The organism is Lysinibacillus sp. BNK-21, assembly GCF_048684915.1.
Classification (GTDB): Bacteria; Bacillota; Bacilli; order Bacillales_A; family Planococcaceae; genus Lysinibacillus; species Lysinibacillus capsici.
In genome coordinates, this window is record NZ_JBLQTS010000001.1 from 3,165,770 (window position 1) to 3,189,976 (window position 24,207).

24 protein-coding genes and 1 riboswitch are annotated in these 24,207 nt (G+C 38.2%); of the genes, 12 read left to right on the top strand and 12 right to left on the bottom strand.

The annotated features are described in order from the left end of the window. On the top strand, positions 1-2,385 hold the full coding sequence (locus ACMGGO_RS16265; RefSeq protein WP_420282058.1) for an ABC transporter permease: 2,385 nt from the start codon (positions 1-3) through the stop codon (positions 2,383-2,385). A 39-nt stretch (positions 2,386-2,424) separates the two neighbouring features. Here ACMGGO_RS16265 and ACMGGO_RS16270 read toward each other — a convergent pair whose 3' ends face one another. Continuing rightward, positions 2,425-2,874 carry a DUF523 domain-containing protein gene (locus tag ACMGGO_RS16270; RefSeq protein ID WP_066036629.1) on the bottom strand — a complete coding sequence of 150 codons (450 nt, stop codon included), beginning with the start codon at positions 2,872-2,874 and terminating at the stop codon, positions 2,425-2,427. Between the two features lie 82 nt (positions 2,875-2,956). Here ACMGGO_RS16270 and ACMGGO_RS16275 point away from each other — a divergent pair, with 82 nt between their 5' ends. Further along, the gene (locus tag ACMGGO_RS16275; RefSeq protein WP_420282059.1) at positions 2,957-3,502 is read left to right on the top strand and encodes a GrpB family protein; all 546 of its coding nucleotides are present in this window, start codon (positions 2,957-2,959) and stop codon (positions 3,500-3,502) included. 19 nt (positions 3,503-3,521) lie between these two features. Then, complete coding sequence (locus ACMGGO_RS16280) at positions 3,522-4,007, top strand: NUDIX hydrolase (protein ID WP_066036627.1); 486 nt, start codon at positions 3,522-3,524, stop codon at positions 4,005-4,007. A gap of 48 nt (positions 4,008-4,055) precedes the next feature. On the opposite strand, the gene ACMGGO_RS16285 is transcribed toward ACMGGO_RS16280, so the two are convergent. From ACMGGO_RS16285 to ACMGGO_RS16295, 3 genes are all read right to left on the bottom strand, one after another. Further along, positions 4,056-4,571: a DUF6886 family protein gene (locus ACMGGO_RS16285; protein ID WP_420282060.1), complete on the bottom strand. Its 516-nt coding sequence runs from the start codon at positions 4,569-4,571 to the stop codon at positions 4,056-4,058. Positions 4,572-4,584: 13 nt separating this feature from the next. Beyond that, entirely contained in the window at positions 4,585-5,325 is a 741-nt protein-coding gene (locus ACMGGO_RS16290) for a class I SAM-dependent methyltransferase (RefSeq protein WP_420282061.1), read from the bottom strand. A 185-nt stretch (positions 5,326-5,510) separates the two neighbouring features. After that, positions 5,511-6,695: a YbfB/YjiJ family MFS transporter gene (locus tag ACMGGO_RS16295; protein WP_420282062.1), complete on the bottom strand. Its 1,185-nt coding sequence runs from the start codon at positions 6,693-6,695 to the stop codon at positions 5,511-5,513. A 117-nt stretch (positions 6,696-6,812) separates the two neighbouring features. On the opposite strand from ACMGGO_RS16295, the gene ACMGGO_RS16300 reads away from it, so the two are divergent. The 4 genes from ACMGGO_RS16300 (at position 6,813) to solA (ending at position 11,909) form a co-directional block, all read left to right on the top strand. Beyond that, positions 6,813-7,703, top strand: a complete 891-nt coding sequence (locus ACMGGO_RS16300) for a LysR family transcriptional regulator (RefSeq protein WP_420282063.1) — start codon at positions 6,813-6,815, stop codon at positions 7,701-7,703. Between the two features lie 194 nt (positions 7,704-7,897). Continuing rightward, a complete protein-coding gene (gene guaD / locus ACMGGO_RS16305) occupies positions 7,898-9,265 on the top strand; it encodes a guanine deaminase (protein WP_066036623.1) in 1,368 nt (455 codons plus the stop codon). A 51-nt stretch (positions 9,266-9,316) separates the two neighbouring features. Beyond that, complete coding sequence (locus tag ACMGGO_RS16310) at positions 9,317-10,666, top strand: uracil-xanthine permease family protein (protein WP_048391244.1); 1,350 nt, start codon at positions 9,317-9,319, stop codon at positions 10,664-10,666. A gap of 127 nt (positions 10,667-10,793) precedes the next feature. Next, positions 10,794-11,909, top strand: a complete 1,116-nt coding sequence (gene solA / locus ACMGGO_RS16315; RefSeq protein ID WP_326140436.1) for an N-methyl-L-tryptophan oxidase — start codon at positions 10,794-10,796, stop codon at positions 11,907-11,909. A gap of 42 nt (positions 11,910-11,951) precedes the next feature. Here the strand turns inward: solA and ACMGGO_RS16320 are convergent, their stop codons facing one another. From ACMGGO_RS16320 to ACMGGO_RS16335, 4 genes are read right to left on the bottom strand one after another with little or no spacing between them, the layout of a single operon-like run. Beyond that, positions 11,952-12,515 carry a 5' nucleotidase, NT5C type gene (locus ACMGGO_RS16320; RefSeq protein WP_066036621.1) on the bottom strand — a complete coding sequence of 188 codons (564 nt, stop codon included), beginning with the start codon at positions 12,513-12,515 and terminating at the stop codon, positions 11,952-11,954. 16 nt (positions 12,516-12,531) lie between these two features. Then, a complete protein-coding gene (locus ACMGGO_RS16325) occupies positions 12,532-13,617 on the bottom strand; it encodes an FAD-dependent monooxygenase (RefSeq protein WP_326140435.1) in 1,086 nt (361 codons plus the stop codon). Further along, the gene (gene ribD, locus ACMGGO_RS16330; RefSeq protein ID WP_420282064.1) at positions 13,614-14,726 is read right to left on the bottom strand and encodes a bifunctional diaminohydroxyphosphoribosylaminopyrimidine deaminase/5-amino-6-(5-phosphoribosylamino)uracil reductase RibD; all 1,113 of its coding nucleotides are present in this window, start codon (positions 14,724-14,726) and stop codon (positions 13,614-13,616) included. The genes ACMGGO_RS16325 and ribD overlap by 4 nt, the downstream gene beginning before the upstream one ends. 15 nt (positions 14,727-14,741) lie before the next feature. Continuing rightward, positions 14,742-15,473, bottom strand: coding sequence for a GTP cyclohydrolase II (locus ACMGGO_RS16335; RefSeq protein ID WP_420282066.1), 732 nt, complete (start codon positions 15,471-15,473; stop codon positions 14,742-14,744). A gap of 269 nt (positions 15,474-15,742) precedes the next feature. On the opposite strand from ACMGGO_RS16335, the gene ACMGGO_RS16340 reads away from it, so the two are divergent. The 4 genes from ACMGGO_RS16340 (at position 15,743) to ACMGGO_RS16355 (ending at position 19,552) form a co-directional block, all read left to right on the top strand. Continuing rightward, positions 15,743-16,378: a TrkA C-terminal domain-containing protein gene (locus tag ACMGGO_RS16340; protein WP_420282067.1), complete on the top strand. Its 636-nt coding sequence runs from the start codon at positions 15,743-15,745 to the stop codon at positions 16,376-16,378. 158 nt (positions 16,379-16,536) lie between these two features. Then, positions 16,537-17,736: a quaternary amine ABC transporter ATP-binding protein gene (locus ACMGGO_RS16345; RefSeq protein ID WP_048391251.1), complete on the top strand. Its 1,200-nt coding sequence runs from the start codon at positions 16,537-16,539 to the stop codon at positions 17,734-17,736. Continuing rightward, entirely contained in the window at positions 17,729-18,583 is an 855-nt protein-coding gene (locus tag ACMGGO_RS16350; protein ID WP_048391252.1) for an ABC transporter permease, read from the top strand. The genes ACMGGO_RS16345 and ACMGGO_RS16350 overlap by 8 nt, the downstream gene beginning before the upstream one ends. Positions 18,584-18,667: 84 nt before the next feature. Beyond that, complete coding sequence (locus ACMGGO_RS16355) at positions 18,668-19,552, top strand: glycine betaine ABC transporter substrate-binding protein (RefSeq protein WP_048391254.1); 885 nt, start codon at positions 18,668-18,670, stop codon at positions 19,550-19,552. A 42-nt stretch (positions 19,553-19,594) separates the two neighbouring features. Here ACMGGO_RS16355 and ACMGGO_RS16360 read toward each other — a convergent pair whose 3' ends face one another. The 3 genes from ACMGGO_RS16360 to ACMGGO_RS16370 all read right to left on the bottom strand — a co-directional run bounded on the left by ACMGGO_RS16360 (position 19,595) and on the right by ACMGGO_RS16370 (position 21,646). Next, entirely contained in the window at positions 19,595-19,909 is a 315-nt protein-coding gene (locus ACMGGO_RS16360) for a multidrug efflux SMR transporter (protein ID WP_328025458.1), read from the bottom strand. Further along, positions 19,909-20,250: a DMT family transporter gene (locus ACMGGO_RS16365; protein ID WP_004232293.1), complete on the bottom strand. Its 342-nt coding sequence runs from the start codon at positions 20,248-20,250 to the stop codon at positions 19,909-19,911. Before ACMGGO_RS16365 ends, ACMGGO_RS16360 begins: the two co-directional genes overlap by 1 nt. 126 nt (positions 20,251-20,376) lie before the next feature. Beyond that, positions 20,377-20,473: riboswitch (guanidine-I (ykkC/yxkD leader) on the bottom strand. Between the two features lie 30 nt (positions 20,474-20,503). Continuing rightward, complete coding sequence (locus tag ACMGGO_RS16370; RefSeq protein ID WP_420282068.1) at positions 20,504-21,646, bottom strand: PstS family phosphate ABC transporter substrate-binding protein; 1,143 nt, start codon at positions 21,644-21,646, stop codon at positions 20,504-20,506. Between the two features lie 235 nt (positions 21,647-21,881). On the opposite strand from ACMGGO_RS16370, the gene ACMGGO_RS16375 reads away from it, so the two are divergent. After that, entirely contained in the window at positions 21,882-22,355 is a 474-nt protein-coding gene (locus ACMGGO_RS16375; RefSeq protein ID WP_004232289.1) for a YbaK/EbsC family protein, read from the top strand. Positions 22,356-22,940: 585 nt separating this feature from the next. Here ACMGGO_RS16375 and ACMGGO_RS16380 read toward each other — a convergent pair. Beyond that, positions 22,941-24,194: a glutathionylspermidine synthase family protein gene (locus ACMGGO_RS16380; protein ID WP_420282069.1), complete on the bottom strand. Its 1,254-nt coding sequence runs from the start codon at positions 24,192-24,194 to the stop codon at positions 22,941-22,943. Between the last annotated feature and the right edge of the window lie 13 nt (positions 24,195-24,207).

Consider the following 24,207-nt stretch of genomic DNA (forward strand, 5'->3'; position numbering starts at 1 on the left):
ATGTACGCGATTATAACCCTTTGCTCTTCCTATATAAGAAAACGGAAAATACAAAATGGACTGATGGTTGTCCTTATTTTTTTATCAACACTTTTACTGGCGACTTCTGTCACTATACTGACCAATACAAACAATATTTTTGAAAAAGCCCATCATGATTCAAATGGTGCCCATCAAATTTTAACAATGGGTAACAATATTCATAACCCGATTGCTGTAAACGAATGGTGGCAAGAGCAACCAGGCGTGACTACTTCTAGTCTCATACCCTATAGAAATTTATCTAGATTTACCTTCAATGGGAAAGAAATATCCAATATCTATTTATTTATGATGAATACGCCAAATACACCGTTTATGATTGATCAATTACTATTTTCTGAGGGTGAAAAGCAACTCTCTCCTCCTAAGGGTACGATTTGGATTCCCACATCATTGGCATCAAGCGCTACCATTTCGCTCGGTGATGCAATTGAATTTCATACAGGTGAGAGCACGTTTAATTTAACAGTGTCAGGTATTGTGGTTGATATGCCATACGGAGGCCCTTTTACAACAAATGCTCGTATCTGGATGAACAATACTGATTATCAACAGCATTTAGCAACCATGACAGGTTCTGATCAGTACATGATGGCATTACGCTTTAATGACTATCAGCAAAACACCAATTATTGGGGTGATTTTGAAAAGTATCTGCAGGGACCTTATCTTGAATCTAAAATGGAATATGAAGAAATAGCTTCTTTTTATTTGATCATTAATAAAATCATTGGCTTTATTATGATCGCCTTTGGTATAGCTATGCTTTTGGTTTCCTTGTTTGTTATTGGTTTTAGCATTTCCGATGCCATTTTAACGAATTACAGAACAATAGGCGTTATAAAATCATTGGGTCTTTCTTCTCGAGAGATAAGTATTACTTACGTATTACAATTCGGATTGTTATCTGCTGTCGCGATTATACCTGGCATCATCATTAGTAAATTCCTTTCCAGAATAATTATAGAAAGCTCCTTATCATATATGAAAGCAGGAAATCATTTAACCATACATCAAGATACTCTATTTAACATAGTGATTGCTCTCATCTTATTTGGCATCGTGCTACTCACTGCCTATTTCTACTCAAACAAGGCGCGAAATGTAGAGCCTGTTCAAGCCATCAAATATGGGATGTCAGAAAGTGCAAATAGTAAAATGAATCGGCGCAGAAACAGCTCGAATAGATTATTTCGATTAAGCAGTCTACCGATTCAACTTCAAATTGGTCTTAAAAGTATCACAAAAAACATAAAAAGTTCCATTCTTGTTATTGCACTTACTTCCATTACGTCTGCCATACTAGTCTTTAGTGTAGTCATATTAAATAGCTTTATTTCCATCAAAGAAACATCTCCTTCATGGGGATATGATGCCTCACATGTAGTAGTAACTGTATCTAATAAAGAAACCTTTACAAAACAACAATTTGAAGATTTTTTAATGGCTGATGAACGGGTTAAAGATCATGCATGGCTTGATCAATTCACAGGCATACTTCCTAATGACAGCAATCCCCCATTAAATATTAATGTCAATGTGATTGAGGGTAGCTTTGATGCCGCTGGCTATGTGACAATGTCTGGCCGTAATCCAATCAGTAAGAACGAAATCGCGATTGGACTCAATGTCGCTCGCGCTTTAAATAAAAATATAGGCGATATTGTAGAAGTTTATCTTGAGGGGAAACCGCATTTTCTTATTGTTACTGGAATCTATCAATCGATAGCAAATATGTCAAATTCAGCAAGGATTACAGCAGAGGTTATTAAAGTTTATAATACTACCTACACTACTTCAGAGGTAAGTATGATTAATCTTTTAGATGAAACAGTCGCTACGCCATTCGTTGAGGATTTAAATACGCACTTTAAAAGTTCTGTATCAGCTGTCACACAACAGCTATTATTAGATGCCGTCTTTCAAGAAGTCGTGGCCGTTTTAGTCATTCCCCTTTCAATTGTTGGTATTTTATTTATCATCGTAACCTGCATCATTATTTTTAGTGTATCACGAATTAATGTTAGAAAAGAAAGTAGCACGTATGGCATTTATAAATCGATTGGAATGACCTCTACAAATATTAGATGGTCGATTACAATCGGTATTTTAATTCTATCCATAATGGGTGCATTAGCAGGAATCTTTATCGGGATAAAATTAATTCCTCTTGCACTTCAGTCGATTATTTTAGATTATGGCTTACTCGAACTACCGCTTGTTATAAACTGGCCGACAAGTATCGGTATAAGCTTTGTAAGTGTAATAGCTGCCATTTTTGGCGGCTGGATTTCGACCAAAATAATTGCTAAAACGTCGCCTCGCATATTAATTGTTGAATAAATAAATTTGGCCCCTACTAGTTTAGGGGCCTCTCTTTAATCATTCAAAAAAATTCTCTTCAGATAGCACGACAATATTGTTTCTTCGAAGCAATGCCGTAGTTACTCCTTCGCCAGCTAATTTTGTTCCATTAAACGCACCGTTATAAATCTTTGCACTGCCACAGGATGGGCTATATTCCTTTAAAATGACATGAGTTGCCCCTACCTCAAGTGCTTTTTGTAAAGTTGCATAGGCTCCCTTCAGATATAAATCTGTGACATCTCGTCCAGAACTTTCAACCACTGTTGCGTTGCCATCAAGTACATCTTGTCCATTGCCACCTACAATTTCAGCCGGTTCGCGGGGCGTTGAAAAGCCTCCCATCAGCTCTGGGCAAACCGTGACAGCTTTATTTTCTAACACAAGCTTTTGTATTTTTTCATCTAGACTGTTTGTGCCATTATAACGAACATTTAAACCTGCTAAGCAAGCACTTATTAAAATCATCGTTTTCTCACTCCCTCTACTATCTTTATTCCACTATAACACGCATGCTACAATAATTATGAAGACCAAGGGAGGAGATAAAATGCCTGATCCTATTTTGATTTTACCTTATACAGATGAATGGGCTAAGGAATTTCATAGCATAGGCTGTCAATTAAGGGAGGCCTTAGGAAACATAGCGCTGAGAATTGATCATATTGGCTCAACTGCTGTAACAGGGCTAGCAGCAAAGCCTGTAATTGATATACAAATATCCGTCACATCGTTTACACCATTGGCAGCATTTAAAGCTCCATTAGAATCTCTAGGTTTTAGTTATCGAGCAGAAAATCCAGACAAGTCTAAACGCTATTTTCGAGAGGCTCCTGGAGATAGACGAGTACATATTCATGTTCGACAGGCTGGTAGTTGGGCAGAGCAGCTAGCCTTATTATTTCGAGATTTTTTGCGCCGTCATCCAGATTACTGTCGTCGCTATGAGCAGGTAAAATATGAATTGGCTAAGAAATACCAATATAATCGTCAACTTTATACAAAATCTAAAGAATCGATCATATGGGAAATTTTAAAACAAGCAAATCATTGGAGTCAGCAGACTGGCTGGTCTCCTGCCAATTCAGATAACTAAAGAAAAGGGAGGAACAAACTTGGCTGAATTTACAATTTGTTTTCTGAAGAAAGGTGATTATATCCTTTTATTGAATAGAGATAAGCCTCAGTGGATGGGCGCATGGAATGGTGTTGGTGGCAAAATTGAACAGGATGAAACACCATTAGCTGGTGCCTTACGAGAAATTAAAGAAGAAACAGGCATTACGGTTGAGGATATTACCTATAAGGGTAAGATTACCTGGACAGATGGCGTTGTTAACTATGGCTGTATGTATGCGTTTATAGCGGAACTACCTGAATCTTTTCCATATGTAACACCGATAAAGGTTGCTGAGGGCATTCTTGATTGGAAGGAGCTTACTTGGATTTTACACCCTGAAAATGTAGGTATTGCGGACTTAAAATATTATTTACCTAAGATGCTCAATGAAACAACTAACTATGATTATATTTTTACATATCAAGACAAGAAATTAGTCAATATCTCTTCAGCACCAATTGAACAAACATCGACTGTCTAATAATAAATAAGCCTCGTCCATGCAATAGGTGCATAACGAGGCTTGTTTTTAGAATCTTGGTTGTGCAAAGCGCATTCTGCACATGGACCAATTTAAGCTTGTAGTTTGGATTTTATCATGTATTTCCCATAAGCTATCCACGATTCGCAATTCAACATTGCGCTCCAATAATGCTTTAGCTATATCATTGATCTCTGAGACATGGATGGGCATTTGTGTTATTTCACTCGTATAATAGCCCGCAATATCATCCTGTAAAGTGAATCCATTACTATCAAACTCATATAGGTAAAGACTTGTAGTTTTCAATACTTCCCACCACTTGTTTTCTATGACTACTACATGTGAAGCTTGATGTAGATATTGCTGTCTGTCCTGCTCTGTTGTTTGATCTCCTGCATGAAAGCAGACACGCGGACAATCTCTTGGCGTTAAATAGTTTGGCAGGCATCTTTCGTTGATTGCCCATACTAGCCCTTTTTTGGCATCTAAATCTGGTCGCTCAGGCAGTCGAGGATGAAAAATCATAATAGTAGGGTCTTCACTGACATGAAATAAACGCATCGGTACTTCTCCTTTATTTCTTTAATTTAAAAACAATAAAATCTGCACAATGCAAATCTTCCGCAAATTGAGGGTACTTCCTTAGCATGTCTTGTGATGGCTTGGGCTCTACCATAGTCTCAATAGTAAATCCAGCTTGCCTAATTGCTTGCACATAGCTTGTTAATGTTCGGTGGTATAGAACTATTGGTGGGTCAGCATCTAGCTGGTGATACTCCCCTTCATAAAAATAACGTTGGACTTTCCAATACTGTTGATCTAGCTGCTCATGTCTCATCCATCCACTATTTGGTGTCACAAAGCATGGGTGTAAAATCGAAAAAATAAAAGTGCGATTAGGTTTTAATAATCGAAACATCTCACATAAAGCAGCCTGATAATCCTCTAAATCTTGGAGAACCATATTTGAAACAATACCATCAAATTGTTCATCTGCTAAAAAGGATAAATTTTCACAATTCCCGTGTAAAAATTGAATAGCTTCCTGCTGTGATGTTCTTTCCATAGCAATGTCTAGCATTTTTTGTGAAAAATCAACAGCTGTTACTCTTGCACCCTTCTTTACCAGTAATCTGCTTAAATAGCCTTCTCCACATCCTGCATCTAATAGATGGTTTCCATCTACCTCACCTAGCAAAGAAAAGATAGTGGGATTTAACAGTACGACACGATGAATATCCCCCTGCTCATCGTAGTTTGCTGTATACCTTTCCGCATATCGATTCCAGCGTTGAATAGCTTGTTCTGTGTTCATTTACAGTCCCCATTTCAAAGTAAAATCGTAACGTTACGTCCTATGTGCACTTGTCTATTTTTCCATATAAAGAAAAAAATATATAGACTTTTATTTTATTTTTTAATATCATGTAGATAGAGGCACGGCTTCTTTAAGTAAATGATAAAGCCAGAAATCCTATTTGGATTTCTGGCTTTTATGCGTTATATAGAAATTGTATGTTCAGCAACAGCTTCTTTTTTTATAGTTAGCCATCTACCAATTACCATAACGAGCAATGCAAGAAACACTATGACACCAGCAAATATAAGTGCTGCTTTATAGCTACTATAAACTTCGACCAGTTTTCCTGCGATAATCGGTCCGATAATTTGTCCAAAAGCATAAAAGGTTGTTAATAAAGAAACAACGAATCCGCTCTTTGTCGGGAATAGCTGTCGTGCATAGGAAGTAGTTAGCGTGACAATTCCTACAAAGGTTAGACCGAATAAAAAAGATGCTAATAAAACGCTCCATACCGTTTGTGCAAAAACAGGTAACAGGATACCAACCACTTGCAGTATGTATGCCACAAACAAAATTTTTATAGCTGAAAACTTCTCTAATAAGACCGTCCAAACAGGAGCTGATGGAATAGCCGCGAGCCCCACAATGACCCAGCTATAGGAAGAGTAAGCTTGAAGAGAAGGAATATTATGAATAATATCGACTAAAAAAGTACCTGTAATAATATAGCCTAACCCCTCTAAACCATAGGATAAAATCAGCCATGGCATAAAACCCTTTGTCATTTTTGTATCAAGAGATTTCGTAACTTTTGTGCTGTCCTGCACCACTAAACTTCTCCATAAATAAGAGGTAATAAATAAAAAAATCGCTGATAAAATTCCTAAGCCTAACCATGCACCCTGCCAAGCAAATCTTGCTTCTATAGCAGGTACACATAAACCTGAAATAGCAATCCCTAAGCCTATACCACTAAATACATAGCCAGACCATCGTGATAATGAATGCTTCGCCAAGTAATCCATAATAATACTCGATGTTAACACAAAAATAAGGCCCCCTGTAATGCCCGCAATTAAACGCAGAACTAGCCAAACACTATACACTTCTATTAAGCCCATTAATATAACAGATAGGACATTGGTAACAACACTTGCCATTAAAACATTTTTACGTTGACGATAAATGAACCCTGCCCATAATGCGCCAATGAAATAACCAATATAATTGCTTGAAGCTAAAAAACCAGCCACTTCCAATGAAAACCCTACATCATGACGCATAAAGGGTAGAATCGGTGTGAAGGCAAATCGACTAATCCCCATAGCAACAACTAATAATAAAATTCCTCCAAAGACAATTCCTATATGTTGTCGATTCATGATGAACCCCCCTCTCATATATTCTACTGTAATTAAAAGGATACAGAGCGCAAATTAATAAATCTAATATATAATGTATATAAAAGCATAAAAAAAATTTATGAAAGGTGTAACGACATGAATTTACATGCTCTACGTTTATTTATAAAGGTGGCTGAACTCAATAGTGTTTCCAAAGCGGCACAGACACTTATGATAAGTCAGCCTGCTGTAACCATTCAAATTCGAAATTTAGAGAAAGAACTAGGCTTGACACTGCTAGAAGCCAAAGGTAGGGGCATTTCGCTAACACAAAATGGTACTTTTTTATACAAACAGGCACAGCGCTTATTTGATCTAGAAACTGATATTGAAAATAAAGTTGAACAGCTTAAAAATACGGGCAATGAAGAACTGCAAATTGCCTCCACGCATGTTCCCTCCCATTTTTTACTACCTAAATGGTTAGCTCAATTTAAACAAGTTTATCCAGCAACACATATTCATTTAAAGACCGCCAATTCCCAGCAAGTGATTGAGGATTTACTCCATTATAAAGCTGATTTAGCTTTTATCGTCAAAGAAGATGGACATCATGCTGATATTAATTATCAATTTCTAATGAATTTGGATTATTGGTTTATTGTGCCGTACAATCATCATCTGGCAGGTCAAACAGTATCGCTTGCAGAACTTATGCAGCAGCCCTTCGTCACAAGGGAGGATGGTAGTTCCACAAAAGAATACTTAAATGCCCTATGTAAAGTGCATAAAATTCCTCCACCGAAAGTAGGTTTACAACTAGACGGGATTAATGAATCCATACATGCCATTGCGGCAGGTTTTGGTACAATGCTAGCACCATCCATAGCAGCTTCTAGCTTTATTCTACAGCAGCAAGTTGCCCGCGTTTTTATTAAGGACATTGATATCCAACGACCGATTTACCTTTGTACAAGAAAAAATGAATTGCATCACTCCACATCCTTTAATAATTTTCTTCACATCATCAATGAATCGATCATATAGAAAGAAGGCACTCTCAAATAGATGCCTTCTTTTATTATCTATCAACGCTTGTCAAAGCTGTAAAAATGTAGTTAAAAAGGTGCATGCATTTCTTTAGTCATTATATTAATATTCGTTTTTTTGTAGACTTAATAGTTTTTATAGCCTATAATAATCCGTGTTATTATCAATAAACGAACATTAAGGTGGTTTTTATGTCTGAATATACGTATATTTTCAAAGGAACAGCTTTTACTAGTAAATCTGCTACTGACGTTCACATTTTAAAGGATTATTTATTTTTCATTAATGCTGACGGTATGATTGTTAAAACTATCGCTCCCGAACAACCTGATTACCAACAACTATTAATTACATATCAAGATCAAAATAACTTCCATGCATTAGCTGAAGGCCAATATTTCCTACCGGGATTTGTCGATTTGCATGTACATGCACCTCAATGGGCACAATCTGGGACAGCTTTAGACATTCCTCTTTACGATTGGTTAAACACATATACTTTCCCTATCGAATCAAAATTCTCCGATTTAGTATTTGCTCAAGAAGTTTATGAGGATTTAGTAAGCACACTACTTGCCAATGGTACAACTACATCATTATATTTTGCGACGGTCCATAAGGAGGCCAGTGTACTTTTAGCGAAAATCTGTGCTGAAAAGGGACAACGAGGATTAGTCGGAAAAGTGGTCATGGACGATCCTGAACAGAATCCTGATTTTTATCGAGATGAAAACACAAAAACCGCATTAGAGGATACGGAAGAATTTATTTTAGCTGTAAAAAATTTAGCCAAAACGACTAAACAGGGTGTTTACCCCGTTGTCACTCCTCGCTTTATTCCAAGCTGTACAGACGGTGCCTTAAAGGGCTTAGGTGAATTAGCTGCGAAGTATGATACACATATCCAATCACACTGTAGTGAAAGTGACTGGGAGCACAGCTACGTTAAAGAACGATTCAACAAAAATGATGCCGTCGCCTTACATAATTTTGGTTTGTTAGGTGAAAAATCTGTCATGGCTCATTGTAATTTCTTAAGCGATGAGGATGCCAGATTATTTGCTGAAACTGGCACTGCCATAGGTCATTGTCCAATCTCTAATGCCTATTTTGCTAACAGCGTGATTCCAATCGCCCGCTTTCATGCAATGGGCGTTGATATTGGACTAGGTTCAGATGTTTCAGGCGGATTTTCTCCAAGTCTTTTTGATAATGCAAGACAAGCTGTTATGTCATCGAGAATGCTAGAGGATGGTGTAGATACAACCATTTCCGCCGAAAAGCGTGGTGTCCCAAATTCACGCATTACAATAAATGAGGCCTTCTATCTAGCGACAGCTGGTGGTGGAGAAAGCTTAAGTCTTCCAATTGGCCGTTTACAGGAAAACTATACATGGGATGTACAAATTATCGATACAAAAATTCCTACTGCTAGGCTTCCGATTTTTGATCCAAATGAAGATTTACACGATATATTCCAAAAAATCATGTATCTTGTACGCCCAGAAAATATCCGCGAGGTATGGGTGCAAGGAAATAAAGTTCATACGAGAGGCTAATCATTCTCTTATTCTCTAATAAAAATCTATCATTTTGAGGTGTACAACTTCGTGGAAACACAACATAGAAAACTAACTAATCAAACAAAACAAACACAATTAACCGTGTTACCAGATGAAAAAATTTCGTTCGGTCAGTCTGCTCTACTCGGTTTACAGCATGTTATGGCTATGGATGTTTATGTGGTGCCCTTTTTAATTGCCATGCTAATCGGTCTACAAACTGGTCAGGCAAGCGCCTTGATTCAATCAACCTTTATTGCAGCTGGGGTCGCAACGATTGTGCAAACACATTTTTGTATGAAATTACCGATGGCACAAGGTCCATCCTATGTTCCACTTGGTGCCATTGTTGGGATCTATGCAGCAAGTGGTAGTGGTGATTTAGGTTGGAGTACTGTGCTAGGTGCTAGTTTAATTGGAGCCATTTTGGTTATTATTTTAGGCTATACAGGTATCTTCAATAAAATTGTCCAAACATTTATTCCACCAATTGTTGGTGGAACGATTATCTTTGTGGTTGGATTGTCCTTAATGCCTGTTGGTTTAAGTGATAATATTTTTAATGGTGCAGGCGCATCCATAAATCAAAACATTTATTTAGCACTTATCTCAGCATTCGTATTAATTATTTGTGTCATGTTAGGCACAGTCTTCCATCAAAAAGGACGTCTATTCCGAATTGCTTCTGTCATCATCGCCTTAATTGCTGGTAGTATTGCAGCAAATATCATGGGTGTTTTAGATTTATCTCCTGTATCGCAAGCCAAATGGTTTAGCATGCCACAAATTCCATTTGCAGATTTTAGTTTTAGCTTTAATTTTTCTGCTATTATCACAATGGTCATTATATATATTGTCTTAATGGCTGAAACAACAGGAACATGGTTTGCCATTAGCAATGTCATCGACCAACCTTTAACAAATAAACAAATTAACCGTGGTGTTATTGGTGAAGGAATTGGCTGCTTTATTGCTTCTTTACTTGGCTCCACTCCTGTGACAGGTTATTCAACAAATGCAGGTGTTATCTCTATTACTGGGATTGCGAGCCGTCGTGTCTTTATAGCAGCAGGTATTTGGTTTATCGTCTTCGGCTTCTCTGGTAAATTAGCAGCACTCATCTCAGCAATTCCTTCAGCTGTTATTGGTGGTGTATTTGTGATCGTCTGCGGCATAATAGCCATTAGTGGTTTACAGGTCATGAAAAATGAACATATTGGTGAAAAGGAAATGTATGTCATCGCGATTCCTGTTATTTTAACGTTAGCATTGACATTATTGCCTGATGATTTCCTGTATTCCTTACCTACAACCGTGCAGTATTTATTTGGTTCGCCTATTGCAACCGCTGCGCTCGTAGCGATTTTCCTTAATAAAATTTTACCAAGCTCAAAATAGTAGCTATCTACAACGCACAGCATCTCTAGTCCATTCGGATTGCAGGTGCTGTGTCTATTTATTTTCTAAAATTTCTGTTTCCTTCCCTATAAATCTGTTATACTAGAGTAAAAAAGTAGGGATTAAAATGGACTATGATGTCATAATAGTTGGTGCTGGCTCCATGGGGATGGCGGCTGGTTACTTTTTAGCAAAGGAAGGAAAAAATGTACTTATGCTAGATGCCTTTACTCCACCCCATGAAGAAGGTAGTCATCATGGGGATACAAGAATCATTCGCTTTGCCTATGGTGAAGGAGCTAGCTATGTACCTTTTGTAAAAAGAGCTGGCGAGCTTTGGCAAGAGCTAGAGTCTTTAACAAATGAAAGCTTATTTATACAAACTGGTGTAATTAATATTGGAGAGCCAACATGTGCCTTTATTCAAAATGTGGAGGCTAGTGCTGCGCTCTATAATTTAGCGCTTGAACACTATTCACCTGCTGAAGCAATGAACAAATGGCCAGGGTTATTCTTGTCAAAAAATTTAGTTGCTTGCTTTGAACCTACAGCTGGTGTCCTTCGTGTCGAAGCATGTATTCAAGCCTATAAAAAATTAGCCTTGGAGGCGGGTGCAAGCCTCCAAACAAATGAAAAAGTATTGGCTATCCAAGCTGGTGATATTGTACAGGTACAAACAGTACATAATAGCTATAAAGCAAAGCAATTAATAGTAACGGCGGGTGCATGGGCAACAGAATTATTACAAACAGTAGATGTGAGCATACCCGTCACACCAACGCGGAAAACCTTTGCATGGTTTGAGGCAGATGAGCAGCTGTATCGTGATAAAGTTTTTCCAGCCTATTGCTTTGAATTCGCCGATTCAACCTACTACGGCTTTCCAAGTATTGATGGAGCGGGGTTAAAACTTGGACGACACGATGGTGGTGATGTGGTTAATCCAAACGACCCTCTACGTCCGTTTGATGCGTCTGATGCTGTTGACTTACAAAACTTCGTTGATCATTTTATGCCTCAGCATGGAACGCTTAAATACGGAAAAACATGTAAGTATTCGATGACACCAGATGAAGATTTCATCATCGACTTTTTACCTGAACATCAGAATATTGTGATTGCTGCAGGTTTTTCTGGTCATGGCTTTAAATTTAGTAGTGCTGTTGGGGAAGCTCTTGCAGATTTAATTATAGAAGGCAAAAGTAAACAAGATTTATCTACCTTTAAACTTAGTCGATTTTAGCAAAAAAGGATCGGTACAACGGTTAGTCGTTGCACCAATCCTTTATTTTGTTAACATCGTTTGAAACTCTTGCCAATCATATAAACGTGGAAGATTTACATGCTGGTTATAAGATTGATTCTTTAAGATTACCTTAGTTGTCACATCATGAAGTGTCTCAAGTACTGCTGGTTTATCATCTACATAAATATCTAAAGCAAGCTCTTTTATAATGGCTACCTTTTCTGCATCTTGCATGCCACAAAAAAAATGACCGTCTGTTATTGGAAAGCCCTGTGCCTCCATCCAAGCTTTTGTTTGCGCACAATATTGTTTTGGACGAGATGTAATATAGTAAATGTCATGTCCCTGCTCTGCTAAAGCTTGGAGGGCTTTTAAAGCACCATCAAAAGATGGACAGTCCGTAAAATAGATCTCTTCCAATGCGCTATTCCACAAGGCAGTTCCTTCCTCATCTGTTAATCCAAATGGTTCATGAATTTCTACTCGTTGTATCGCTTGAAAGGTTTCAAAGGAAACCTTTTTGCCAAGCTTTTTATTATAAAGTGAAAAGGCATGTGCTCGTAAATCAATTAATGTGTCATCTATATCAAAGCCAAACTTCATCTAGTTGTTCGTCCTTTCACGAAGCCTTGTTTATAAAGTTAGAAGCAAATGTCTGTTCTTTTTCAATTTGTTTTGCTAATACTTCCTCAATGGCTTGCTTACGCATTTGTTGAAAATATTGTACGTTAAATTGTGCTAGTGTGTCTTTATTTAGCAATGATGCAAGACAATCTGCATCTTTTAGTGCACTATTCAGCCCAAAAGCGCCTGTTGGTGTCATTGTATGAACAGCGTCCCCTAGCAAGACAAGGCCCTTTGTCCCCCAACTATTACAATGGCTACTAAAGACATCAAGCAAAACAAAATCCTGCCAGGAAGTTATCTGTGCCTGCACTGTCTTCGTTAATTCTGGAAATGCCTCCACAAGCTGCTGGATAAAGGGTGTAAATGCTAGTTTTCGAAGCTGAGGGAAACTACCTTGCTCAATATTCCAGCCTATTTGAAGATAACCACCAACTTGTGTAAACAATGACAGCTGCTTATTATCGATGAGTGCCATTTTTATGGATGGTTCCCAATCAGATGGCGCAGGAATTTTAGCCCACAGTAAATCAAAGCCATGCTTCTGTTTCTGAACATCAATATGTGCTTGCTTACGAATAGTAGAATAACGACCATCTGCACCGATAATTAACTGACTATCGATTTGTATAGGGTCTCCGTTTTTTATCGCCATAACGCCTCTATAATGACCAGTAGCATCCGCGATCAGCTTTGTTACCTTTGTATGTAGCAGGCATGTAAAGTTAGGGAACAGCTGTGCTTTTTGTAAAATTCCTTTTAATAAATTTGCCTGTGGTACATGAATGCCTAAATGTCCTATTGCTTCATCTGGAAGAATTGTTTTAAATGCTCTGCCACCAGCATAATACTCAAGTTTCTCCATTCGTAATATACCGAGTGCCTCGACTGCTTCGAAAAGATGGTGGCTTTTTAAAACAGCCTCCCCTTCCTCATTTAAATGCTCGCCACGAAATGCCTGACCAAGTGCTACATTTTGCTCTAATAAAATCACTGACAGCCCTTTTTTAGCAAGTAGGTAGGATAACAATGCACCAGCAGGACCTGCCCCTACTATACAGACATCTGCTTGATAGTTCACTTTTTTTCACCCTGCTTTGGATAGGCAATAATACGCAAATCCTCGCCTATTTTATCAAATGAAGCAAACTCAACATTCCATGCCTCATGCATGAGAGAGGGATTATAGCCAGCAAACGGCGTTAACGATAGATTTCCACCCAAAACTTTAGGTGCTATATATACTACATATTTATCGATTGCACCTTGCTGTAAAAAGGAAGCATTCATTTTACTTCCACCTTCTAGCAAAATATCTGTTATGCCGTGTATATAAAGCTTTTCAAGCATCTCATCAATCTGTAATCCATATTCATTTTTTTGTACGGGTAAAACTGTAACACCTTTTTCTGTAAATAAATGAATTTTTTCTTGGCTTACGTCGTCACTGCAAACAAGAATCGTTGGTGCATCCTCTGTATTCAAGACATTTGCATTGTCAGGTGTACGTAGAGAACTATCCATAATAATACGTGTTGGATTTTTTCCATATCCTTCTTTTAGTCTTGTTGTTAAAGAAGGATTATCAGCAATGACTGTACCCACGCCAACTAAAATTCCATCTACTTCATGACGAATATGGTGAACATCCTCACGTGCACCCTCTCCAGTTACCCATTTTGAATGTCCTGTATGCGTAGCAATTTTCCCATCTAAAGTCATAGCAAATTTTGAAATAACAAAAGGACGATGCGTAAGCATATTGTGAATAAAACGCTCATTTAAACGGCGCGCTTGTTGCTCTAAAACCCCTACTTCCACCACTATTCCAGCATCTTGTAGCAATTGGATGCCACGACCTGCTACTGCTGGATTTGGATCTTGCATAGCAATTACCACTCGACTGACACCAGATTCCTTCACTAAATTGGCACAAGGAGGTGTCTTACCATAATGTGAACAAGGCTCTAACGTTACATATAACGTAGCACCCAGTGCATGCTCTCCAGCCATTCGAAAAGCATGCACTTCAGCATGTGGTTCCCCTGCTTTTCTGTGTAAACCTGTACCTACAATCACACCGTTCTTCACGATTACAGCCCCAACAAGTGGATTAGGGTTCGTATTTCCTTTAGCACTAGCTGCTAAATCCAAAGCCAGTTGCATATACTTTTCATCTACATTCATCATCATCGCAACCTCCACCTATTGCTTTTCACGTATATGTCCAGATTTTTCAACTTTCGTTTCTAAATAAAAACGATTCGTCTCTGTCAAACCGCCCCATAAAGGAACATGCCCTTCCGCAGCCATGCCACGAGCCTGTAATGCAGCCAATTTCTTCGGATTATTTGTAATAAGTGTTACTGGTTTGGTACGCAGTGTAGCTAATACCGCAAGTGCTTCGTCATAAGAACGTGTATCATCTAGGAAGCCAAGTGCATGGTTTGCTTCAACTGTATCGAGCCCTTCCTCTTGCAATAAATAAGCAAGAGATTTAGAGAATAGTCCAATACCACGACCTTCATGATCAGCTAAATAAAATATAGCACCACAGCCATGCTCAACTATCATTTTCATAGACTCATGCAACTGGTATCCACAATCACAACGCTGGCTGCCAAATATGTCGCCTGTGTGACAAATACTATGCATTCGGATTAAAGCATCTTCTGAATGGGTAAAATCACCATATACAAGCACAGAGGATTGTTGTAAAAATGCTAAATTAGCAGCGGCTAATCCATCAATGATTTCTTCTTTAGTTAAATTCGCATCAATTTTAAGCCAGTTATACCATTGAAAAGTTGCAGAAAAATCGCCTTGTTTTACAGGTAATTTCACTGGTCCAACTAGGCAAATATTCTCTGTATTTGTATGCTTTACTAACGTCATTTTATCTTTTACTAAGTCCATCACTTTAGTTGTAATTTTCATATTAATCTCCAACCTTCTATAGAAACAGTTGGCTAAATTCACCAACTGAGCACATGTATTTTCACATCACTTACATAACGTAACTTAGTTTATAATAATAACTAAAAAGTGTCAATCGACAGCTATTACTCTTTAATTATAATTATTAGGGATGATAATTTTATTATTACTTTTTCATCATATACTACTAGCTTATGGAGATGCTATTTTTTCTGTGCAGGCTAGTCTATAATAAGCTGTGGTACTGTAATGACGAAAGGAAGTTTAACATGAACTTAGAAAAAAATGTTCAACTAAAGCAACCAAAATATCAACAAATAGCCATTGATCTTGCCTCCAAGATTGTTGAAAGAAAATACAGCATTGGCGATAAAATATATGCAAGATCCTCTCTTGCCAGTCAATATAATGTTTCTGCTGAGACGGCAAGAAGAGCTATTGCCGTTTTGCAAGACTTAGAAATTGTTGAAGCTTCAAAAGGTAGTGGCGTAATTATAAAATCGTATGAAAAAGCGGCTCAATTCGTCAGACAGTTTCATGATGTACAATCGATTCATGAAATACAAAATGAGCTTTTGACAAGTATTCAAAAGCAACATCATGAATTGATTAATTTACAAGACAAGGCAAAGCAACTAATTAGCCGCACAGAGCATTACCGGTCAGTCAATCCGTTCATCCCCTATCAATTAGAAATGACAGCTGATAGTCCATGCATTCATCAAACTGTACAAGCTTTAAATTTTTGGCAAAATACTTCTAGTACTATCGTTGGTATTCGACGTGGCAATGAATTATTACTATCCCCTGGTCCTTATGTCTCATTTGAAAAAGGGGACATTATTTATTTTGTTGGAAATGATGAAAGTTTCGCTAGAGTTCAAAGCTTTTTATACCCAAATTAAAATCCGTTTAAGCGCTGATATAACAGCGTTTAAGCGGGTTTTTTCTTATTTGTCGATTTGACAAAAGTAACAACCCTTTGCTACAGTAAGGTTGTTACTTGTTTATTTTTGGGTATCATTATCCTCACATAGTAATAATCTACGAAAGGAGTGCTTCTATGGAAAAAATTAAAATAGAACACGTATCGAAAGTGTTTGGCAAACATATTCCCCAAGCACTAGAACTCGTTAAGCAACAAAAAAGTAAGACTGATATCTTAAAAGAAACAGGTGCAACTGTTGGAGTATACGATGCAAGCTTTACTGTCAACGAAGGAGAAATCTTTGTTATTATGGGATTGTCAGGAAGTGGCAAATCCACGCTTATACGGCTCCTAAACCGCCTAATTGAACCAACGAGCGGAAATATATATATCGATGGAGAAAATATTTCTACCATGGGAAAAGAAAGTCTACGGTCTGTACGAAGAAACAAAATGAGCATGGTTTTCCAAAACTTCGGTTTATTCCCCCATCGTACATTACTTCAAAATACCGAATATGGCCTTGAAATTCGAGGTATTTCAAAAGAAGAACGGCAAGCAAAAGCTGAACAGGCTTTAGAAAATGCTGGATTACTCGCTTATAAAGACCAGTATCCAAATCAGTTATCAGGTGGTATGCAGCAGCGTGTTGGTTTAGCACGAGCCCTTGCTAATGATCCTGAAATATTACTAATGGATGAAGCATTTTCAGCACTTGATCCATTGATTCGCAAGGAAATGCAAGATGAGCTACTCGATCTACAACAAACATTGAAAAAAACAATTTTATTTATCACACATGATTTAAATGAAGCATTACGCATTGGGGATCGCATTGCCATTATGAAGGATGGCTCTATCATTCAGATTGGTACGGGTGAAGAAATATTAACCAACCCAGCAAATGATTATGTCAAAACATTCGTGGAAGATGTGGATCGTTCTAAAGTATTGACAGCTGAAAATGTCATGGTACGTCCAGTTTATGTCAATACAGACCTAGATGGCCCTAAAGTGGCACTAAAGCGTATGCGTCAAGAGGCTGTAAGTTTATTAATGGCTGTTGATAAAAATAGACATTTAAAAGGCTATATCACTGCAGACGATGCACTAGCTGCAGCGAAGAAACAAGAGCAAACCGTCCATTCTATTGTGCAATCAGAAGTATTAACTGTTCCACCAGATATGCTACTACAGGATATTTTAGGGATGATTTATAATTCTCCTACTCCTATTGCCGTTGTGAAAGATGGTCGCTTGCTTGGTGTACTAATTAGGGGCGTTGTCATCCAAGCACTGTCAACTAGCGATGAGGAGGCCGAATCACATGAATAACTTTTTAGATAATATTCCAACATTACCACTAGCTCCGTGGGTAGAATCAGCTATGGACTGGTTGACGAGTAATTTTTCAGCGTTCTTTAACTCTATTCAGCAATTCGGAAAACTACTCATGAATCAGGTCACTGATTTATTAATTAGTATCCCAGCCATTATTCTTATACTTCTTGTCGTGATATTTGCCTTCTTCGTTTCAGGCAAAAAGTTAGGGCTTGCTGCATTCTCATTAATTGGCTTGTTGTTTATCTATAACCAAGGATTATGGACTCATCTTATGGAAACAACCACGCTTGTGATCTTTTCCAGTATTATATCCATCATCATCGGTATTCCACTAGGTATCTTAATGTCAAAATCAACGGTAGCTGAAAACATTATTAAACCAATACTAGATTTCATGCAAACAATGCCTGGCTTTGTCTATTTAATTCCAGCTGTTGCCTTTTTTGGTATTGGTATTGTACCTGGTGTCTTTGCATCCGTTATCTTTGCTTTACCCCCAACTGTACGTATGACAAACCTCGGTATTCGTCAAGTACCAAAAGAATTAGTGGAAGCTGCAGACTCCTATGGTAGTACAGCTAGCCAAAAATTATTTAAAGTAGAAATCCCCCTTGCTAAATCAACCATTATGGCAGGGATTAACCAAACCGTTATGCTGTCACTTTCTATGGTAGTTATTGCCTCTATGATTGGGGCTCCTGGTCTAGGACGTGAAGTATTAACAGCCCTTCAACGTACTCAAGTTGGGAATGGCTTCGTTGCAGGATTAGGCTTAGTTATTTTCGCGATCATTATTGACCGTTTAACACAAAGCCTCAATAAAAAGAAAGCATTATAGAAATGTCATCTTTCTTGCTACCATCCATCCTCCTGTGGATGTCGGCAGTTTGGATACAAAATGATGAAGAGAAAGGGAGATTCGATGAAACTGAAAACACTATCAAAGTTAGGAATGGCTCTAGGTCTAGGCTTCATGCTTGCTGCATGTAGTGGAGGCGACTCAGGCTCAAGTTCTGGAAAAAACAGTGATTCTAAGGAGGTAAACCTAGCCTATGTTGAGTGGGATACAGAAATTGCCTCAACGAATGTTGTTGGGCAGGTACTCGAAGATTTAGGTTATGATGTAACATTAACTCCTTTGGATAATGCGATCATGTGGGAGGCTGTCTCGAAAGGAGAGGCTGATGGAATGGTTGCTGCTTGGCTACCACATACACATGCTTCACAATATGAAAAATATAAAGCTGATTTAGATGAGCTAGGTGAAAACCTTGCTGGTGCAAAAATTGGTTTAGTTGTACCAAGCTATATGGATGTCAATTCTATTGAAGATTTATCTAATGAAGCAGATCATACAATCACTGGTATTGAGCCAGGTGCGGGCATTACTGCTGCTACAGAAAAAGCATTAGAAGAATATGATAATTTAGCAGATTGGAACTTTATTACTTCTTCTTCTGGTGCGATGACAACTGCATTATCAAAAGCACTGAAAGATAAGGAAGAGATTATTGTCACAGGCTGGTCACCACACTGGAAATTTGCGAAATATGATCTTAAATACTTAGAAGATCCAAAGGGTGTATATGGTGGAGAAGAAACGATTAATACATTCGTACGTAAAGGCTTAAAAGAAGATTTACCAGATGTATATTCAGTACTCGATAACTTCCACTGGACAGCAGAAGATTTAGAAAGTGTTATGTTAGAAGTAATGGATGGTAAAGATCCAAAAGACGCTGCGAAAGAATGGGTTGATGCTAATCCAGATAAAGTGGCTGAATGGACAAAAGACGTAAAAAAATAATATAAAAACAGGCACTCCTGCATAAGAGGAGTGCCTGATTAATTATGATAGCAATTTCAACATGATTGCTGATCCTAATACAAGGATAATACAAACAATGCGTCGCCAGTCCTTAGATTCATTAAAAAACAGCATACCTAGCAGCGCTCCCCCAGCTGCACCAATCCCTGTCCAGATCGCATAGGCAGTACCCATTGGTAATGTTTCCATCGCATAGGCAAGGCCTGCAAAACTTAAGGTGAATGCACCAATCAACAGTCCTAAATTTTTCATACTCTTTGTCTTATTATATTTACTAATCATATATACGCCCAACATTTCACATAACCCTGCAACAACTAATGCCATCCATGCCATTATTCACTCACCTCTTGTTCCTTAGGCTCTCCTGTTACTAGCTTTAAGCCTACAACTCCTGCAAGTAACACAACAATACATATGATTTTTGCTAATTTCCACGGCTCTCCAAATAGCAAGCTATCCGCACATACAGTACCAGCTGTTCCTAATCCGACAAAGATTGCATAAACGGTCCCAACTGGTAGATGCTCACCTGCTTTAATGAGCAAATAAAAACTAATAAAAATGGCAATTGCTGTACCAATCCATTCTAGTACACTTGTTGCATGCTTTAACCCAATGACCCAGCCAACTTCAAAGCAAGCCGCTATAATGACGCTGATCCATTGTTTATTCATCATAAATCCCTCCATTTTATAAGACACGGCCGAATAATTGGATGCTCCAACTACTTTTTCAGCATTCGCCAAATGACTTGATTTTAGCCAAACAAAAAAAGCCTGAAGAAACTGTCTTTAAACAGTATCTCCCAGGCTTTTATCCTTCCGTGTCACAAAATCAATTTGTGGTTTTCTCTCGGACCAGACTAGCAAGCGCTACGGAACCCTAGAAAACTTTTATTCGATTATTACTCTTAGTATAGCAAACTATTCAATGATTTTCCACTGGTACATAGCCAACCTTTTCTACCATTGCCTGCCCTTCCTCAGAAAGTATCCAATCAATCAGTTTCTGTACATTTTGATTTTCCGTTCCTGCTGTGATGGCATAAAATTCAGACACTAAAGGATATGTACCATTTTGAATATTCTCTTTTGTTGGTGCTACTCCGTCAATGGATAGTAAATTGATCTTTTTGTTACCAACCATCTCTGTAGAATAATATCTAAACGTAAAGCCCAAGGCATTTTTATAATTTCGATATTGCGACACTTCACGAATGATTCCACCCATTCCTGATGCAACATCTTCAGTGGGTGCCTCCATGATTGGCGTATTGCCCATCAGCTTTTCTAGTGTCGTTTGGCTTCCACTATCTGCTGGGCGTTGGAAAGCACGAATGGCCTCATCCTCCCCACCCACTTCACGCCAATTAGTTATTTCTCCAGCATATATTTTTTTGACCTGCTCAAGTGTTAAATTATCGATTTTATTTTTACGATGCACAAAAAAGACAAATGCCTCTCGACCAATTGGCGTCATATCAAATGTAAGTCCTTCCTTTTCTGCCTGCCATTCTTGTGAGATGGACGGGGCTGCCACAAAGATTAAATCAACATCTCCAGCTATTAAATTTTGATAGGCCTCTGGTGTACGACTTACTTGAACTCTACTATTATATGGAGGATATTCCCCTTTGGGATACGTAGCCTCCACAAAAGCCGCATATAAAGGGTACATGGCTGTTGCACCATCTAGTCGTGGTAATGACTCTGTCAATTGTAAGGAAGCTTTATTTTTCACTATTTCATTGCCAGGGACAAATGGCTGATAGACTGTTACATCAATTTCCGCATCAACAGTGGGAATACTCATTTTATAATAATGTTGAATCGGTTTCATGGCTGCAATCAACAGGGCGATTCCCATGACACCAAATAGCAAGCCCCTTCGTTTTTTTGTATTGGTCCATTTAAACATACTACATACAATCCAGACAAATAAACAAATGGGTATAGTAAAGACCAAATTAATTAAATGCAGCCCACCACTCAATGTGATCATGAATGCCACTATTAATGTCACAACGGATAAACCAATTAGTATCGATACTATTTGTATAAACTTAAGCATACAAAGACCTCCCTAGTGTAATTTTACACTCCTTACACCAATGGTACCCGAAAGATAAAGCATTCACAACTATATATTCTGAAAATTATGGTAAAATTAATTTTGTCTGGATTTAATGAATGCTTTTTGTATGAAGGTGGTATATCAACTATAGAAAAGGGATCTTTTCGAAAATCTCAAAAAATCTCGACAACCTATGCTAGGGCATAATTGATACAAGTAGGAGGGTGTACATATGGCAATTGAAAAAGTACGTCGCCATTTAGCACAATGGCATGTAGAACACAAAATACAAGAATTAGAAGAAAGCTCCGCAACAGTTGAGTTAGCAGCACAGGCGCTTGGCTGTGAGCCAGAGCGCATAGCAAAATCTTTATCTTTTCTTGTAAATGATGGAGCGATCTTAATTGTGGCTGCTGGTGACGCAAAAATCGATAATGCAAAATATAAAGCCGTATTTGGTACGAAGGCAAAGATGTTATCCAAAGATGATGTGGAGACGATGATCGGCCATGATGTCGGAGGTGTATGCCCTTTTGGTGTGAATGAGGGCGTAGCCATTTATTTAGATGAATCTTTAAAACGTTTTACTACAGTATTTCCAGCGTGCGGTAGTAGTAATTCAGCCATTGAGGTAACCATTTCAGAACTTGAAACATATGCTCCCTATAAAGAATGGATTGATGTCTGTAAAGGCTGGAATGAATAAGGACCAAACGATTGGCGATACTTTAAAAAGTCTCGCCAATTCATGTTGTTGAAAAAAGATAATATCGCTAGGAGAAATAATACCTTTTGGCAGGGTAAGGGTTGATTTCCGTTCCGCCAGCGTCCATTCCAGGGGGCGTCCAATGAGCCGCTTCTCTCACTTACGTTCGCTCCAGGCTCTCATCAGTGACGCTAAATCCCCTAGGTGTGACGCTGGCTCCTCTTCAATCAACCATTCTGCAAAGTGTCTTTACTTTTTTAATAGTAGCATAGTAATAAAATCGCCCATTATCTGTATTCATAGCGGGGATAAGCTCTTATTTTCAATGTGGAGAAGTGATGAGTGACAAGAAGTGAACACCTTCACTTTATTTGAAAACCTTTGCTAAAAAGATAACACTTTTGTAGGTTGGAGTGGAAGGCTACTTGACTCCCGTGGGATAGCGAGTCAGGCGAAACCCTGCACGGAGCGAAGGAAGCGGTTCGGCGCTCGCCCACAGGAAAGCAAGTAGCCTGCAACGGCAATCCATTTTCACCTTCTAAAAAAATTTTATGGGTGGTTTTGTTTTTCAGCACTATAGATTTGCTATTCCTTGTAACCAACGGCTAACCAATGTGAATCCCATTCTGTAATTTGATTGCCTACCCGACAGCTTAAACCACATGCACGATTATCAGCAACAAATGAGCCAATTAGCCACTTCTTAGCACGATATCCTTCTTTTAACTGCACTGTTATACTAGGCATCTCCACATACTGTTGGTAAATAAACAAATTATCATCATAGTGTTTGGATGTAGAAGCATTTACTCTCCGCCCACTTCCTGCGTAAATTTCTACTGTATTTCCCTCACGAGAATAAACAGGCTTCTTGACATAGGGTACATCATCGCGAATAAATGGTTCTGCTGTAAGGTATGTAGGAAGCATATATTGCAAAATAGCTGCACGTTCCTCGGAAGTAAAGAGCAATGGATCATTTCTCCGCTCCCATATTAACCATAATAAGATTTTCGATTGTAATACATAGGCAGCAGGTGGATTAATAATGGCTAGCTGTCGTTTTTTGACAAGCTCTAAAAGATGCAAGCCAATGCGATCACCATCTGCTGCCACATCATCTATTAAAAACTCTACAGGGTGTGCGGGTCTAAATAAAATATCAATTTTCTCCATTGTAGGTGTATAAAGACCTTGTGCTACCTCGGACGTGTCATTAGAAAAGATAATAAGCTTTTGTATGGGCACATACTCAATGTCAAAAGGAATACAGGACTTGATAAACTGTACCTGGCAATACTCTTCGTAGTCCTCTTTCGCTGTTTTTCCTGTGATGACAATCTTCGGCTTTTTGACATTATGTAAATATTGAATGGCAGCAAAAAGAGCGCCCGACAATGCTTTTTGTAAGGCTGTTACATCATTGGGATTTTTATAGCCAAAATGCTGACATAGTGCGTCATTCATCTTGAAGGTTTCTTGTACAAGAAAAGGGGTTTCTCCATTTAACTCTAAACATTTAATGTAGCCCTCCTCTGTACAAATAAAATCAAATCGTGCCAGAATTGATTGCTGCTGTAAATAATCTAATTGAATATATGGGATCATTTCTGGTCGAATACCTAAGGCTAAGAGCTGATCGACCGATAAATGTTTAAATTGTTTCCCGACTTTTAAAAAGATGCGCCAAAGCATTTGTGTTGCATAATGAAGTTGATCAATTTGTTGCTTTGGCAATTCTAAAACATCATATAATGCGTACTCTAAATCCTCAAAGTCAGGAAAGAAGTCAGGGAATTTTGAGTAAAATGCTTGTCGTTGCTGTGTGTGATTCATCATGTTCTTCACTCCC

Bases quoted from the DNA above. Each gene is read 5' to 3' on its own strand.
- ACMGGO_RS16270 (WP_066036629.1), bottom strand. From the start codon at position 2,874: ATGATTTTAATAAGTGCTTGCTTAGCAGGTTTAAATGTTCGTTATAAT.
- ACMGGO_RS16265 (WP_420282058.1), top strand. From the start codon at position 1: ATGTACGCGATTATAACCCTTTGCTCTTCCTATATAAGAAAACGGAAA.
- guaD (WP_066036623.1), top strand. From the start codon at position 7,898: ATGTCTGAATATACGTATATTTTCAAAGGAACAGCTTTTACTAGTAAA.
- ACMGGO_RS16290 (WP_420282061.1), bottom strand. From the start codon at position 5,325: ATGAACACAGAACAAGCTATTCAACGCTGGAATCGATATGCGGAAAGG.
- ACMGGO_RS16380 (WP_420282069.1), bottom strand. From the start codon at position 24,194: ATGATGAATCACACACAGCAACGACAAGCATTTTACTCAAAATTCCCT.
- ACMGGO_RS16275 (WP_420282059.1), top strand. From the start codon at position 2,957: ATGCCTGATCCTATTTTGATTTTACCTTATACAGATGAATGGGCTAAG.
- ACMGGO_RS16320 (WP_066036621.1), bottom strand. From the start codon at position 12,515: ATGAAGTTTGGCTTTGATATAGATGACACATTAATTGATTTACGAGCA.
- ACMGGO_RS16295 (WP_420282062.1), bottom strand. From the start codon at position 6,695: ATGAATCGACAACATATAGGAATTGTCTTTGGAGGAATTTTATTATTA.
- ribD (WP_420282064.1), bottom strand. From the start codon at position 14,726: ATGATGAATGTAGATGAAAAGTATATGCAACTGGCTTTGGATTTAGCA.
- ACMGGO_RS16345 (WP_048391251.1), top strand. From the start codon at position 16,537: ATGGAAAAAATTAAAATAGAACACGTATCGAAAGTGTTTGGCAAACAT.
- ACMGGO_RS16350 (WP_048391252.1), top strand. From the start codon at position 17,729: ATGAATAACTTTTTAGATAATATTCCAACATTACCACTAGCTCCGTGG.
- solA (WP_326140436.1), top strand. From the start codon at position 10,794: ATGGACTATGATGTCATAATAGTTGGTGCTGGCTCCATGGGGATGGCG.
- ACMGGO_RS16285 (WP_420282060.1), bottom strand. From the start codon at position 4,571: ATGCGTTTATTTCATGTCAGTGAAGACCCTACTATTATGATTTTTCAT.
- ACMGGO_RS16335 (WP_420282066.1), bottom strand. From the start codon at position 15,473: ATGAAAATTACAACTAAAGTGATGGACTTAGTAAAAGATAAAATGACG.
- ACMGGO_RS16375 (WP_004232289.1), top strand. From the start codon at position 21,882: ATGGCAATTGAAAAAGTACGTCGCCATTTAGCACAATGGCATGTAGAA.
- ACMGGO_RS16370 (WP_420282068.1), bottom strand. From the start codon at position 21,646: ATGCTTAAGTTTATACAAATAGTATCGATACTAATTGGTTTATCCGTT.
- ACMGGO_RS16365 (WP_004232293.1), bottom strand. From the start codon at position 20,250: ATGAATAAACAATGGATCAGCGTCATTATAGCGGCTTGCTTTGAAGTT.
- ACMGGO_RS16340 (WP_420282067.1), top strand. From the start codon at position 15,743: ATGAACTTAGAAAAAAATGTTCAACTAAAGCAACCAAAATATCAACAA.
- ACMGGO_RS16355 (WP_048391254.1), top strand. From the start codon at position 18,668: ATGAAACTGAAAACACTATCAAAGTTAGGAATGGCTCTAGGTCTAGGC.
- ACMGGO_RS16360 (WP_328025458.1), bottom strand. From the start codon at position 19,909: ATGGCATGGATGGCATTAGTTGTTGCAGGGTTATGTGAAATGTTGGGC.
- ACMGGO_RS16300 (WP_420282063.1), top strand. From the start codon at position 6,813: ATGAATTTACATGCTCTACGTTTATTTATAAAGGTGGCTGAACTCAAT.